Annotated in this window: 11 protein-coding genes; all 11 read left to right on the plus strand. The window is 45.8% G+C overall.

Features of this window, described 5'->3' with window-relative positions; translation table 11 throughout:
• The first annotated feature begins 19 nt into the window (after window positions 1-19).
• Complete coding sequence (locus CXK86_RS22530; RefSeq protein ID WP_017692207.1) at window positions 20-664, plus strand: amino acid ABC transporter permease; 645 nt, start codon at window positions 20-22, stop codon at window positions 662-664.
• A 16-nt stretch (window positions 665-680) separates the two neighbouring features.
• The gene (locus CXK86_RS22535; RefSeq protein WP_047841601.1) at window positions 681-1,427 is read left to right on the plus strand and encodes an amino acid ABC transporter ATP-binding protein; all 747 of its coding nucleotides are present in this window, start codon (window positions 681-683) and stop codon (window positions 1,425-1,427) included.
• Window positions 1,428-1,481: 54 nt separating this feature from the next.
• Window positions 1,482-1,670 carry a hypothetical protein gene (locus CXK86_RS22540; RefSeq protein WP_076253559.1) on the plus strand — a complete coding sequence of 63 codons (189 nt, stop codon included), beginning with the start codon at window positions 1,482-1,484 and terminating at the stop codon, window positions 1,668-1,670.
• Window positions 1,671-1,703: 33 nt separating this feature from the next.
• Window positions 1,704-2,126 carry an OsmC family protein gene (locus tag CXK86_RS22545; protein WP_036606882.1) on the plus strand — a complete coding sequence of 141 codons (423 nt, stop codon included), beginning with the start codon at window positions 1,704-1,706 and terminating at the stop codon, window positions 2,124-2,126.
• A gap of 327 nt (window positions 2,127-2,453) precedes the next feature.
• A complete protein-coding gene (locus CXK86_RS22550; protein WP_076253560.1) occupies window positions 2,454-4,244 on the plus strand; it encodes a sensor histidine kinase in 1,791 nt (596 codons plus the stop codon).
• Entirely contained in the window at window positions 4,237-5,835 is a 1,599-nt protein-coding gene (locus CXK86_RS22555; RefSeq protein ID WP_076253561.1) for a response regulator transcription factor, read from the plus strand. The genes CXK86_RS22550 and CXK86_RS22555 overlap by 8 nt, the downstream gene beginning before the upstream one ends.
• 174 nt (window positions 5,836-6,009) lie before the next feature.
• Entirely contained in the window at window positions 6,010-8,919 is a 2,910-nt protein-coding gene (locus CXK86_RS22560; protein WP_076253562.1) for a glycoside hydrolase family 2 protein, read from the plus strand.
• A gap of 278 nt (window positions 8,920-9,197) precedes the next feature.
• Window positions 9,198-10,181, plus strand: coding sequence for an ABC transporter permease (locus CXK86_RS22565; RefSeq protein ID WP_036606891.1), 984 nt, complete (start codon window positions 9,198-9,200; stop codon window positions 10,179-10,181).
• 15 nt (window positions 10,182-10,196) lie between these two features.
• Complete coding sequence (locus CXK86_RS22570) at window positions 10,197-11,099, plus strand: carbohydrate ABC transporter permease (RefSeq protein WP_036606894.1); 903 nt, start codon at window positions 10,197-10,199, stop codon at window positions 11,097-11,099.
• Window positions 11,100-11,286: 187 nt separating this feature from the next.
• Window positions 11,287-12,975, plus strand: a complete 1,689-nt coding sequence (locus CXK86_RS22575) for an ABC transporter substrate-binding protein (protein ID WP_076253563.1) — start codon at window positions 11,287-11,289, stop codon at window positions 12,973-12,975.
• A gap of 377 nt (window positions 12,976-13,352) precedes the next feature.
• Entirely contained in the window at window positions 13,353-15,056 is a 1,704-nt protein-coding gene (locus CXK86_RS22580; RefSeq protein ID WP_036606898.1) for an ABC transporter substrate-binding protein, read from the plus strand.
• The last annotated feature ends 187 nt before the right edge of the window (window positions 15,057-15,243 follow it).

A 15,243-nucleotide genomic window follows, 5' to 3' on the forward strand; every position in this document is an offset into this window, starting at 1 on the left:
CGAAGGGAAGATTTGACCCATGGAACTGGTATTTGAGAATATCCCCTTCTTTCTGAAGGGGGCTTATTATACGCTGTATGTAACAGTGATCTCCATGTTTTTTGCGTTCATCATCGGAGTCCTTGTTGCGATTGCTCGTCTGAAGGGACCGATGTGGCTTAGGTTGATCGCAAGGTTTTATGTATCCATCATGCGGGGAACCCCGCTGCTGGTGCAATTATTCGTTATTTATTACGGATTGGTCGATTATGGAGTGACCTTGGGATCGCTCACCGCAGCGTGTCTGGGACTGAGTCTGAATGCAGGTGCGTTTCTATCGGAGACGTTCCGTGGAGCCATTCAGGCTGTGCCTAAAGGACAGACTGAAGCTGCATATGCAACGGGAATGACCCCGGCTCAAGCGATGAGACGGATTATCTTCCCGCAGGCTGTGCGCATTGCGATTCCGCCGATGGGGAACACCTTTATTGGCATGTTGAAGGAAACTTCACTTGTGGCGGCGATTGGTGTTACCGAGTTGTTGCGTTCAGCACAACTGTTGGTATCACAATATGCATTGAACATGCCTTTTTATCTGGCTATCGGTGTGATCTACTGGATTATGAGTATCGGCTTCTCGGCCATTCTGGAACAAGTGGAGCGCCGGTTGGCCCGGGCTTACTGATGGGAGGAGAGAACCGATGATTACAACAACTGGACTTACCAAACGTTTTCAGAAAAATGAAGTACTTACGAACATCGATCTTCATGTCGATGCCAAAGATATTGTTGTATTGCTCGGACCGAGTGGTTCAGGCAAAAGTACCTTGCTGCGCTGTCTGAATGGGCTGGAAGAGCTGTCCGGAGGACAGATTGAAGTGAACGGCATTGTGGTTAACAGCGCAGATCCGCTGCGAGTCCAGCGTGCCCGGGTACTGGAGATTCGTCGCCAGACCGGCATGGTATTCCAGCAGTTCAATCTGTATCCGCACAAGACGGTGCTGGGTAATGTGATGGAAGGTCTTGTTACGGTGAAAAAAATCAAGCGTGACGAAGCGGCTGAACGCGGCCGAATTCTTCTGGATCGGGTTGGCTTGTCAGACAAGCAGGATGCGTATCCATCCCGATTATCGGGTGGACAACAGCAGCGGGTCGCCATTGCACGTGCACTTGCAATGGAGCCGGAAGTGATGCTGTTTGATGAGCCAACTTCTGCTCTTGACCCTGAACTGGTCGGAGAGGTACTTTCCGTCATGAAGGAACTGGCAGAGGAAGGCATGACGATGCTGGTTGTGACACATGAATTGAAGTTTGCCCGTAATGTGGCGAACAAAATCGTCTTTATGGCGGATGGATCGATTGTGGAAGAAGCAAGCCCACAGGCGTTCTTTGAACAGCCGAAGCAAGAGCGCACCCGTCGTTTCTTGCAACAAATTACTGAATTTTGATGAAGATAACAGCGATCGGAAGAACGAACGTACTCGGAGCGGGTATTTAAGGTCATGAACGATATCAGTTCAACTACACTTTTTGCACAAGAACGGAGAGGACAGAAGAAACCTGAAGAAGCGGAGCGTGCGCCTTTATCCCCTGATTTTACCCTTGAAGAAGGAAAAAAAAAATCTGGGGATAACAGCGATCGGAAGGTTATTCTGTCATCGGAGTGGCAAGTGCAAACCTTTTTCGCTTGAACTTAAACTATTGTAAGAAAGAAGGATAACATCATGAATGTAACAACCGTATGGAAAGGCAAACGTGCGTTTACTTCCGAAGGACCCTCTGGCTACGCGGTTGGCATGGATGCCACTGCTGCTTATGGTGGTGACAGCAAGGGTGCGACCCCGATGGAATTGTTACTGGCGGGTCTCGGCGGCTGTATGGGAATCGATATTACGATGATTCTGGACGCTTTCCTGGACAAAATTGAGTCAATTGAGATTGAAGCGCAAGGTACACGCAGTGAAGAGATGCCTAAAGGGTTCACATCCATTGATCTGATCTTCAAAGTCGATGGCGATATCCCGGATTATCGCATCTGGAAAGCCATCCAGATGGCTGAGGAAAAATATTGTGCAGTTTCCGCTTCGCTGAGCGCCGATATTCATCCTAAACTGATCCTCAATGGGGTAAGTACACCTCGTCCTTAATAACATATGAGTAAATCTCTGATACTGAGAAGGCACTTCCAATCGTGGGAGTGCCTTTTTTGGCTTTTCCAACACTTCAACAGGGATTTCGCCCATCTAGGAGTCACTAAACTTCTGTCAACAGAAATAATTCGGTAAGCCCGGTCGCCATGTTAATGGCGGCCTCTTCTACTAGAGGTAGGTTGGCTTGCAGCCTGGCAATATAGTACCCATTGCAATGACAATCCGAATTCTGACGGTTATGTGGTATGATTAATTCTGAGGACAGAACATCCTGATCCTGCTGTTTATATGTAAGCGCTTATACAGATGACGGAAGGTGCAGACATGTTGAAAAGGTTGATACGAACCACTAATAATCTCAAATTAAAGCATAAATTGCTCATTTCCTATGTACTGGTTGTCATGATTCCGGTCCTGATTGTTGGTCTTGCTGTGACCAGTTATTTTCGCCAGCAAGCCCTGGACAATGCGATAGGACAGACGATCATCAATGTGGACAAGATCAAGAGCCAGACGGCAACCATGCTTCGTGTACCAACCGATATATCCAATCTTTTAATGTTTAATGCGGATCTTAAGGAGATCGTAAATAAACGGTACAAGAGCGTTGTGGAGTTAACCTCAGCGTATCTTGCATACAAAGACTTTCAGGAGTACAGGCGTTTGTACCGTGAGATAGCCGGCATTCGTTTTTACTCGACTAACCCAACATTGATCAACAACCTCGAATTCATCCCGGTAGACAAGCAGACGGAAGAGAGCTACTGGTACCAACAGGCACTGAAAACAACCAGCATCGGGTGGTTCTACATTCCGGACAAGGAAGATAATCCTGTACACAAGCTCAGCCTGGTGCGCAAAGTACCTTTTGCCGAGTATCGGACCGAGGGCGTGTTGATGATTGTGATCAATCAGGATGAGCTGAATGGATTGTTGCGTCAGGAACAGTTTGAGACGATGATTACGGACGAGCAGGGGTATGTGGTTGCGGCCAAGAATACCGAGCTGGTGGGTAAAACGCTGGATGAGCTTGATTTTGGCGTTGATCTGCAGAATCAGGCGAAAGGCACCATAGAGGGGGATTTCCGAGGGGAACCATCTAATATTGTTATTGATGAGCTGGGCCCTGGATCGAGTATGAACAGCCTGAAGGTGATTTCGGTTTTTGCCACCAAAAATATCGTCAAAGACGCTAACACCGTCAGCTTGATCGGCATGATTTTCATTATCCTTGTGCTGGTTATCGCCCTATTATTCGTATATACCATCTCGTTCCTCACTTCGAATCGATTGCTCCGGCTGAGTAAACACCTCAACAAGCTTGCATTAGGAGACCTGAACGTGACTTCACGGATTGATGGAAACGATGAGATTGGACAACTGTCACGACAGTTCAACTATATGGTGAAAAGTATCAATGAACTCATGACGCAGGTGGTAGAAGCGACCGAACAGAACAATCAATTGGAAATCGCCCAAAAAGAGATTAAATTGAAAATGATGGCGAGCCAGATCAATCCCCATTTCTTGTTTAATGCACTGGAGTCCATTCGGATGAAGGCGCATATCAAGGGAGAAGCAGAGATTGCCAACATCGTCAGGCTGTTGGGCAAGCTAATGCGCAAGAGTCTGGAGATTGGCAGTGGAAAAACAACTTTCCGGGCTGAACTTGAAATGGTACGTTCATATTTGGAAATTCAAAAATTTCGTTACGGCGACCGCCTTGCATTCCAGATCCATATCGATCCCGAGGTGGAGAAGATGTACATTCCGCCTTTGATTATTCAACCTCTGGTTGAGAATGCGATTGTCCATGGTCTGGAGAACAAAGAGGGCACAGTCCGTGTTCATATAAGTATTCGTTTAGTAGAGAACATTGTGCAGATCCGTGTGGATGACAATGGTGCAGGCATAACGCCAGAACGACTGGCTGAGGTGATGCAGTTTATCTGTGGACCGGAGGAGCAGGAGAAGAGTCGGATCGGCATGCGTAATGTACATCAACGCTTAACATTGACGTACGGCGAGCCATATGGATTACAGATTAAGAGTGTATATGGGGAAGGAACAGAGGTTTCTTTCACTTTGCCAGCAGGAGGGGACCAACATGTATAAAGTGTTTTTGGTGGATGACGAACCGAGCATACGTGAGGGACTGACAACCATTATCGAGTGGGAAAAATACGGATTCCAGGTCATTGCTACAGCTGCTAGCGGGCGTGAGGCCATCTCCCGGTTTGAGGAATTGGAGCCTGATCTGACGATTATTGATATTCGCATGCCCGGTATGACCGGGTTGGATGTGATTGAAGAAGTGCGCCGGAATCATCCGGATTCGCACTTTTTGATATTGAGTGGTTACGCGGATTTTGATTATGCCAAAAAAGCCATCAGTTTTGGTGTGGATGGTTATCTGCTCAAACCGGTGGATGAAGAAGAGATTATTGGTGAACTGGAGCGTATTGCTACAATCCTGACCCGTGAACGGGAGACAATGGCACGTCATGCTGGTGAAGATACCGTCTTTAGGGAGCATCAGATCGAGGCTTTGCTCTTTGACAGTCTGGAGGGTGCGGGCAGCATGGAAGAAGATAGTCTGGGGCTGCATTGGCCTCACTATCAGATTGTGCTGCTTGAGATGCATGTAACCCCCGACCTGCAACGGGGAAGTGTTATGAAACGCAAACTGATTGAAGCATTTGACCATAAAGACCGAGGCATTGTATTCTCGTTCCATTCTGGTCTGGGACTGTTAAGTAAGGAAATAATCACATCCGAGTCATCTGCAAGAAATCTGTATGATGAGCTGGAAGGACTGCTGGGAGAATGGGAGGTTCACATGTATGGTGCTGCAGGAGAACCCGTACATTCCACTTCTGAAATTGCGCAGTCATACACGCAGGCAAATCGTTTACTCGGGGAACGCTTCTTGTTCACGGAGCAACGCATCATTCTGTGGACTGAAGGCAGCGAAGGCGAAAGCGTTGTTAAACCAGAAGTTGAAGCTATGGACGCAGCACATGAGCCAGTTGAGGACGAACTCGCGGACAAGCTGTATTATGCGTTAGACATCCGCAGTAGTGAGTCCGTTATGCGGGTGCTGGGTGAGATGGAAGAGCGCCTGGTTCCATATCACCGAACAGAGCAAGCGATTAAGACGGCGTTCTCACAGGTGTTTTCCCTGGCGTTCAACAAACTTGCAGCGACAAATCAACATATGCACTCCATTATGCAGGAACATTCGGTTCTGATTAATGAAGTCTATCATCAATTTACGATGTCTGATCTCAAAGTCATGGCATCGGAACATTTGAATCGACTTATTCAACGTATGGGTGGGGGAAGCAAGGATACTGTATTGAAACAGATGATTGAATTTATCCAGCGTAACCCTGGCGAAAATCTCAAACTCGAAGTGCTGGCAGAAGTGTTTAACTATAACAGCAGTTACTTGGGTAAGTTGTTCAAGAATCATACTGGAGAATATTTCAATGCATTTCTGGACAAGGTTCGTATGGAAAAGGCCAAGGAATTGCTGGACGAAGGACTGAAGGTCCATCAGGTCGCGGCGAGAGTGGGATATGCTAATGTGGACTACTTCCACGGTAAGTTCAAGAAATATGTAGGGGAATCCCCATCCGCTTACAAACAGGCCAGAACCCAATCATCAATTAAAGGAACCGCTACGGATATAAACGAGGAATAAGTACGGAGTGCTGGGCTTTGCCCCTACCTATTGTGTAAAACTTTTTCGATATTCCTGAGAAATTTCAGATTCATCATATTGTCCATGCACTTCCCATGATAAGCAATGGTCACCGAATGCTTCACATTTTAGACTGGATTTACAAGAATCCAGATGAAGGGATGGCTATACGATATGAATTTGTCTGATATAGGCGCTGTACGTCATACATTGAACTTAAATGGAACATGGCAGTTTTGTTTGGATCTGGAGTCCGATATACTCGTTGAACAAGAGATATTACCGCCATCACAGTGTAAAAATACATCATGGGAGACCATTCAGATTCCCGGTTCATGGGAAGAGCAAGGATACGGAGATGAGCCTGAATACGAAAGGCTCGATACTTGGACCAAGGTACGCGAATTTGAAGGCTCAGCCTGTTATGCTCAGGATGTTCATGTTCCATCAGACGATCCCGGATGCCACTATGTATTCAGATTGGAAGGTGTCCGATGGACAACGCATCTCTGGATCAATGGACAGTATGCCGGGCAGCAGGATAGTCTGGTGAATCAACAGAAGTGGGATGTTACCTCTCTGGTGAAGCAGGGAGAAGTGAATCGTGTGGAGATGCGCGTGGATAATACGATGAAACTTCCGCTGGCGGGTAGCCATATTCATTCATTGCATACGGCCACAGCCTGGGGTGGAATCACGGGTGGTGTTTATCTGGACAGTCTGCCCCCATGCCGATTACAGACGTTACGTATTCAACCAGATGCTGAGAACGGAACCATTCTGGTTGATTGTACTGTAAGCGCTCCCGCAGATGCTTCCGCTAGATCGATGCAATTACATGTGGATATCCAGCAACCGGACGGCACATGGCTTGATCGATATAGTTGTAATGTGAGTCTGAGTGATCCATCACATGTGGATATAAGCTCAGCAGGGTTAACTGAAAGTAACGCTGTAATAGATCAGTGGCGATTGGAACTTGGAACAGAGAAGTCTATCGCAAGATGGTCGGATGAATCTCCTGAATTATACAAGGCTGTGATCCGTCTCTATGACGGTGAACAGGAACTGGATCGGCTGGAGCAATCATTTGGTGTACGCTCCTTTGCAACAAACGGGAAGCAGCTTGAGTTGAATGGGACACCAGTATATTTGCGTGGATACGTCGATTGCTGTATCTTTCCACTGACGGGTTATCCCGTCTGGGACAAGGAGCATTATCTTCAGCAATTTCGAATCGCCAGATCGTATGGCTTCAATCATGTCCGACTGCATGGGTGGAGCGCGCCGGAGCCTTTCTGGGATGCTGCTGATGAAGCAGGCATGCTGGTGCAGGCAGAACTTCCCCATTGGTCTCGTTTCTTTGAACAATCGGATCAGTCTGCGCCAGCTGAAGTATTGACCTATCTGACACAAGAACTGGACGGGTTGCTTCAGTCGCTGCATAGACATCCCTCATTCGTTATGTTCTCCATGGGGAATGAACTCATTGGTCCGAATGGCCACCCAGAACTCAATGCATTGGTCTCAAGGGCAAGGGATATGGACCCGACCCGGTTATATACGGACAATACAGGTTTTGGACAGCTTCCGGCGCAAGGGCGGGAAGGTGATTATTATATTCAGTCGTTGAACTGGCATCCCCCGTTGGAATCTGCATATTCTGCTGTGCCGGATACCACGCTGGACTATCATGCAGTCACTCGGCTCGCGGAGCATCCCGTCATTGGGCACGAACATGCACAGTACACCATGTATGTGCGGCCCCAAGAGCGAGCGAAGTATACTGGCGTATTGCGTCCTAGCTGGTTACGACCGATCGAAGAATCGTTAACAAACAAAGGCATGATCGAGGACTTGGAGCATTTTCAACAGGTCAGTGGTACCCATCTGGTACGTTCCTTAAAAGAAGCCATGGAGCGGATTCGGCGAACACCGGACGCTGCGGGCGTACAACTTCTGGACATTCGCGATTTTCCAGGACAGGGACATGCTACGACGGGCATTCTGGATGTATTTTGGGACGACAAAGGCATTACAACACCAGAAGAATTCATGTGTTTCAACGCTGATGTGGTGCTGTTGTTAAGCTGCAACGAGCGTACATTTTACGCCGGAGAACCCATTCATGTCGATGTACGTCTCTCTCACTACGGTAAGGAGCCGCTTGAGGACGCGGTCATTCAGTGGAGATTAATAAGCGATGATCTGATACTTACTGAAGGGGCATGGAAGACCGGAGATATCCAATGTGGGTCCGTCATGTCACTGGGAAGCCTCGTCGCTACCGCTCCTCATGAAGGGGCAGCAGCTTTTCGGATCGAGGCGGAGCTGATATCAGGCGATTCGGAGAGAACTGTAGCGAATGTATGGCATGGCTGGTCGTTTCCTTTTTACGAGTCTCATCCGGGTTCGAATCGGTTCTGGAATACCATGGCAGAGTTGAAGCCATTCCTGGGTGAAGCGCATGATGATTGCGTAGATCGCATCGATGGATTTCAGTTGTTGAAAAATCGGGAGATTGACTTGGTTATCGTTCAGTCGTTAACACCCAATGTCGTTGATTATGTGGTCAACGGGGGAAGTGTTTGGCTACAGGCAACCGTAGAAGGGTTATATGATTCAGTGGAGACCAAGTATCTGCCTGTATTCTGGAATTACCTGATGTTTGCTACTCAGCCTGGTGCAACGATGGGCATGTATTTGAGAGATCAGCTAGCACTACTAGGCTCCTTCCCGCATGATGGGGCTTCGGACTGGCATTGGTATCACTTGGTGAACGGTACACCAGCGATATGTTTGGATACGTTGCCCGGGGTGGAGCCGCTGATCGAAGTGGTGGACCATTTCCATCGGGCCAAACGACTCGCTTATGCCTTTGAGGCAAAAGTAGGGAAGGGCAAGATTTTGATATCCTCACTTCCGTTTGCCAATCTGGCTGTAATGAAGCGTCCGGAAGCCGCCTACTTATTTCAGGAGATGCTTGCGTATCTGAATGGAGATCAATTCCGTCCAGCAACCTCCATATCCGTAGCGCAACTACTCGGCATCGTTAAACTGCAAACCATTCAGTTTACATTGTAACCAGAGGGACCCGAAAGGGTCCTTTTTGTATGCCATGTAATTGAAGTAAACGATTACTATAAAACGTTTTCGATATTTACCACTTTCGATAGTATTTTACCTTAATATTACTTTTATATCATTTGAAAGTAGAATTTATCACTGATTTTAACGAATTAATGTCTGATTATATATGTCTATATCTAATTTTTATATGATTTTCTCTAAAATCCAGATGGTATTTTGAAAACGCTCTATCGAGTATGATTATTTTATAAAACAGAGGAGGGGGAACGGAGATGGAAACGCTAACAAAAAAATCCGCTTCCGCGAACAGAAGCAGTGACCCCAAACCGCCTTTAAAGAATCGGCGGAACGGAATTTGGGACAGAATGAAACAGCAGAAATATCTCTATCTCATGTCATTGCCATTCGTAGCTTGGGTTTTCGTATTTAACTATCTGCCACTATGGGGATGGACGATGGCTTTCCAAAATTATAAACCTGCCAGATCGTTTGGTGATCAAGAGTGGGTTGGTTTTAAACACTTTGTAGAGCTGTTCAGTGATGATCGTTTCTATCTGGTACTTCGAAATACACTTGCAATGAGTTTGATGGGACTGGTTGTCGGTTTTATCGTACCGATATTCTTCGCTATTCTCCTGAATGAAATGAGAGGCATGTTCTTCAAACGTGCCGTGCAAACGGTATCATATCTGCCTCACTTTGTATCCTGGGTTGTTGTAGCCGGGATCATTACGAAGATGCTCTCCACCGATGGAGGGATTATCAATGATCTATTGGTAGGACTGAACATTATCGATCAGCCGATCCAATTCATGGCCAAGGGGAACTTGTTCTGGTACATTGTAACCGCTTCAGATATGTGGAAGGAAACCGGTTGGAATGCCATCATCTATCTGGCGGCGATTACAGGTATCGACAATGAGTTGTATGAAGCTTCCCGTGTAGATGGAGCCAACCGCTGGAGACAGATGTGGCATATTACGCTGCCTGGCATACGGACCACGATTTCTGTACTTTTCATCATGTCAATTGGACATCTGATCAGTATCGGTTTCGAGAAGCAGTTCTTGCTTGGCAACAGTCTGGTCACAGACTACTCGGAAGTACTTGATCTATATGCGCTCAATTATGGTTTGAATATGGGACGATTCTCATATGGTACAGCCATAGGTATATTCAACTCCGTTGTCAGTATCATCCTTCTGTTTACTGCGAACGGCTTGTTCAAAAAATTCACAAAAGAAAGCATCATGTAGGGAGGGGACGACATTATGGCGAACAAAGCATTCAATGCTACTCGGGGCGATAAACTGTTCGATATATTCAACATCCTCGCGATGACCATGGTGCTGGTTGTAACACTTTATCCATTCCTTAACGTACTAGCCATCTCACTCAATAACTCGACAGATACAGTACGTGGCGGAATTTACTTGTGGCCTCGCGAATTCACATTACAGAACTACAAAACGATTTTCCAATATGATGGATTGTTACAAGGTTTGCAAATCTCCATTCTGCGTACACTTGTAGGTACCGTGCTCGGATTGATCAGTTCATCCATGATCGCCTTTACACTGAGCAGACCTGATTTTGGACTTAGAAAATTTGTTTCCACAACACTCGCGCTCACGATGTATTTCTCCGGTGGTCTGATTCCGGTGTACATTCTGATGCGTGACTTGAACCTGATCGGTACATTCTGGGTATATGTATTGCCTGGCATGATCAGTGCATTTAACGTGTTTATCATCCGTTCATTCATTGATGGCCTGCCATACTCATTGCAGGAATCGGCGAAGCTGGATGGAGCGAATGACTTTACAATCTATTACAGAATCATCTTGCCACTGTGTAAACCAGTGCTTGCTACCATCGCATTGTTCCTGGCTGTAGGTCAATGGAATGCGTGGTTCGATACGTACCTGTATAATGGTTCAAAGGCACATCTGACCACGCTCCAATATGAGCTGATGAAAGTATTGCAAAGTACACAGCAGGGCTCAGGTGCTGGACGAAATGCCAATGATATGGCGCAGCAAATGACACAGATTTCACCGGAATCGATCAAAATGGCGATTACGATCGTTGTAACGGTTCCAATCCTCATTGTATATCCATTCCTTCAGAAGTACTTTGTTGGTGGTATGACACTGGGCGCAGTAAAAGGTTAAACAATTGGGTACAGGCTGCCACATAGAGCGGCCGTACATCTACAAATGAAGCATCAGGATATCCGAAGCGCAGCCATTTGGTCTGCGCTTCACCGTATAGGGCTGCGGTGTGGTATTCATGAAGCTATAGACAGGGACAAAAAAGTCCCGGATAAGACAGACATATGAAACAGGGAGGATTACCATTATGGCAAGTTCCAAAATGAAGATTGCACTGGCACCAGTGCTTGCAATGTCTTTACTCGCAGGTTGCGGTGGAGGAAGCGGCAGTGATACGTCGTTCAAGGATACAAGCGCAGAGACAACTCCACTTACTTTTGATTTCTTCAGCGTTGACCCCAGTCCGAACTGGAATGGCATGAAGGATGAAGTAGGTAAAGTCCTTACGGAAAAAACAGGGATAACCCTTAACGGTGAATTTGCCGTTAGTGGTGGTCAAGATAAAATATCCTTAATGGCGGCGAGCGGAGACTATCCGGATATTGTCTCCCCCAAAGGAGAACTCAGCAAACTGGTGGATGCCGGAGCAATTCTCGATCTGACAGATCTGATCGACCAATATGCTCCCAATCTGAAGAAGCTGTATGGTAATTACATGGACCGGTTGAAATACAGTAATGAAGATCAGGCTATTTATGTGCTGCCAACGTATTATGCGGTAGACCAAAAGTATTTTGATGCAGGTGGTGGATTTGGCATTCAGCACCGTGTACTGAAAGAACTCGGATACCCGGAAGTGCGTACACTTGAGGATTACGAGAATGTATTGAAGGAGTACAAAGAAAAACACCCAACGATTGATGGTCAGCCAACCATCCCGTTAACACTGGACGCGGATGATTGGAGAATCATGATTACTGTAACGAACCCTGCCTTCCAGGCAACAGGAGCTCCGGATGATGGTGAATACTACATCGATCCAGAGACGTATGAAGCAAGTCTGCATTACAAACGTCCAGAGGAAAAAGAGTACTTCCGCTGGTTGAACCATATGTACAACACTGGATTGCTGGATCAGGACAGCTTTATCCAGAAAACAGACCAATACAAATCCAAAATTGCAAGTGGACGTGTTCTGGGTGTCATTGACCAGGATTGGGGTTATTCCGATGCAGAAAATGCATTGAAATCCGCTGGTAAGACTGAAGCAACGTATTCACACTTTCCAGTAACCCTGTCCGAGGATATCAAGGATCATGCCTACCAAGACCCTGGTTTTGTATCCGGTTGGGGTGTAGGGATTACAACATCGAATCCTGACCCGGTTCGTACGATCAAATTCTTCGATTACCTGGCTTCTGAAGAAGGGCAAGTGCTGATGAACTGGGGAATTGAGGGCAATCAGTATGAAGTGAAGGACGGCAAACGTGTCATTCCTGCCGACATTCTGGATCAGAAAACCAATAATGCAGCTGTATTCCAGAAAGAAACGGGTATCGGACTGTACACCAATATGTCCGGTCACTATGGAGACGGTGTGAAGGATTCAACGGATAACTACTACACTACGAATTTCCCTGAACAGATCGTTGCAGCATATTCCGATGCAGAGAAAGAAACACTCAAAGCTTACGGTGCTACGACGTGGAAAGATCTGTTCCCGAGTGAAGATGAGTTCCCAATCAAACCATGGGGAGCAGCATACAATCTGCCAACACCAGGTGACTCCAACTACAACGTCATCTTCAAGAAAACACAGGATATCATCCGGAAGCGTATCCCGGAAGCCATTCTGAGTACTCCTGAACAGTTCGATGCGATCTATGACGGCATGATTACAGAAGTGAACCAAGCAGGCGCAGAGGATATGGAGAAACAATATACAGAACTCGTTCAAAACCGTGTTCAATTGTGGAGCGGTGAAGAAGCTAAATAAACGATTAGCAATTCAGATCTAAAACGAAAAAGAACCCAGAATATTTGGGTTCTTTTTTTATCTAAAACGTTTTCTAAAAAACGTTTTCAATTTTATAAATTCACTATTGACAAGGGATATAGGAGAGATTATTATTCAAGTATGAAAGCACTTACATTCGCTTGTACAACACGTGCCATACACCTGAATCTCAAAGTAAACATTTGCAGAATGAAGAGGAAGTAAAGCAAGAGAAGATCATTTGTTTATTTTTAAGAAAACGCTTCTAATGTTATAAAAACAAGAAAATTACATTTGTTTCATCTGGTTACGGTATTTGCAGGTCAGCCTGTTATACAAATATACAGCTTCATTAATATCCATAAGGGGGATTACACATGAAGGGCAAAACACCAAAAACATTCGCAATGCTTCTGTTAGCCAGTGCTCTTGCAATTACAGCAGGATGCAGCGGCAGTGGAGGAGGAACTAACGCTTCAGAGAAACCGGTTGATTCCGGAGATACAACCAGTCCAGTGACCTTTACATTCTTTGGTGCAGACGCGAGTCCGAACTGGAATAACATGAAGGATGCTGTCGGTCAAGAAATTACTAAGGCAACGGGAGTTACAATTGAAGCTGAGTATGATGTGAATAATGGTGGTGACCAAAAGATTCCTTTGATGGCTGCCAGTGGTGATTACCCTGATATTATCTATCCTAAAGGCAATTTGTCTAAGCTTGTGGATGCAGGCGCGATGCTGGACCTGACCGATCTAATTGAGGAGCATGCTCCCAACTTGAAAAAAATCTATGGTGATCAGATGAACCGTCTGAAATACAGTCTGGAAGATCAAGCCATTTACACGATCCCGACGAATATGGGTGTAGATAACGTTGAGTTTGACGCTAGGGGCGGATTCGAAATTCAACAAAGAGTATTGAAAGAGCTTGGCTACCCTGAAGTAAAAACGCTTGAGGACTACGAGAACGTACTGAGAACGTATTATGAAAAACATCCAACGATTGATGGTCAACCGACTATTCCGTTAACATTGAATGCAGATGACTGGAAAATTATGATTACGGTAACGAACCCTGCATTCCAAGCTACGGGTGGACCGGATGATGGTGAGTATTATATCAATCCTGAGACCTATGAAGCCGTTCTACACTACAAACGCCCTGAAGAAAAGGAATATTTCCGTTGGTTGAACAAAATGTACAATGAGGGTCTGCTTGATAAAGATACATTTGTTCAAAAGGATGACCAATACAAATCCAAAATTGCCAGTGGCCGTGTACTTGGTCTAATTGACCAAGAGTGGAACTATGGTGAGGCGGAGAATGCTTTGAAATCATCTAACGGTGGAGACAAAACATATGCCCACTTCTCCGTATCCTTGAACAAGGATATTGTGGATCATACGTTCCAACCGACGGGATTTGACGGTTATGGTATCGGAATCACAACTTCGGCCAAAGATCCGGTACGTATTATCAAATTCATGGATTGGCTTGCTTCCGATGAAGGTCAGGTCCTGAGAAACTGGGGCGTTGAAGGCCAACATTACCAAGTCGAGAATGGGAAACGCATCATTCCGGCTGACGTACAAGATCGCAAAACCAATGATAACTCTGCTTTTACCAAAGAATCAGGCGTAGGTATGTATAACATATTTAGCGCCAGATATGGTGATGGTGTGAAAGATGCCACGGATAACTACTATACAACGAACTTCCCTGAACAGATTCAAGCTGGTTACACTGCCGCTGAGAAGGAAACGTTGAAAGCCTATGGTATTACAACATGGAAAGATTTCTATCCTTCCGACGATGATCTGAAGCTGAAAGATTGGGGCGCAGCATACAACATGCCTGTACCATCTGACACGGATTACAACGTAACGTTCCAGAAAACACAGGATATCGTACGTAAACGTATTCCAGAGGCGATCCTTGCCAAACCTGAGAACTTCGACAGCGTATATGATAGTCTTCTGGCTGAACTCGATAAAGCGGGTGCAGTGGAGATGGAGAAACAATACACGGTTTGGATCAAAGAACGTGTAGCTCTCTGGACTGGAAAAGATGTGAAATAAGCTTGAAAACCAAGCATGAAAGCTATTGATTTTCATAGCAAAAAAAGCCCTTGAGAAAGGGCTTTTTTTGTTGTTGACGTGAGGTGATGGATAGCCTATAATCTATCATGTAAGCACTTTCAGTAAGCGGTTTATTCCATTTACGAAAACGTTTTACGTTTGTTAGAAGAAGAATCTTTCTTTTGGC

Origin of the sequence: Paenibacillus sp. BGI2013, assembly GCF_002843485.1 — a bacterium.
GTDB lineage: Bacteria > Bacillota > Bacilli > Paenibacillales > Paenibacillaceae > Paenibacillus > Paenibacillus amylolyticus.

Coding starts and splice junctions, on each gene's coding strand:
- CXK86_RS22570 (WP_036606894.1), top strand. CDS start 10,197: ATGGCGAACAAAGCATTCAATGCTACTCGGGGCGATAAACTGTTCGAT.
- CXK86_RS22540 (WP_076253559.1), top strand. CDS start 1,482: ATGAACGATATCAGTTCAACTACACTTTTTGCACAAGAACGGAGAGGA.
- CXK86_RS22545 (WP_036606882.1), top strand. CDS start 1,704: ATGAATGTAACAACCGTATGGAAAGGCAAACGTGCGTTTACTTCCGAA.
- CXK86_RS22535 (WP_047841601.1), top strand. CDS start 681: ATGATTACAACAACTGGACTTACCAAACGTTTTCAGAAAAATGAAGTA.
- CXK86_RS22565 (WP_036606891.1), top strand. CDS start 9,198: ATGGAAACGCTAACAAAAAAATCCGCTTCCGCGAACAGAAGCAGTGAC.
- CXK86_RS22560 (WP_076253562.1), top strand. CDS start 6,010: ATGAATTTGTCTGATATAGGCGCTGTACGTCATACATTGAACTTAAAT.
- CXK86_RS22550 (WP_076253560.1), top strand. CDS start 2,454: ATGTTGAAAAGGTTGATACGAACCACTAATAATCTCAAATTAAAGCAT.
- CXK86_RS22530 (WP_017692207.1), top strand. CDS start 20: ATGGAACTGGTATTTGAGAATATCCCCTTCTTTCTGAAGGGGGCTTAT.
- CXK86_RS22575 (WP_076253563.1), top strand. CDS start 11,287: ATGGCAAGTTCCAAAATGAAGATTGCACTGGCACCAGTGCTTGCAATG.
- CXK86_RS22580 (WP_036606898.1), top strand. CDS start 13,353: ATGAAGGGCAAAACACCAAAAACATTCGCAATGCTTCTGTTAGCCAGT.
- CXK86_RS22555 (WP_076253561.1), top strand. CDS start 4,237: ATGTATAAAGTGTTTTTGGTGGATGACGAACCGAGCATACGTGAGGGA.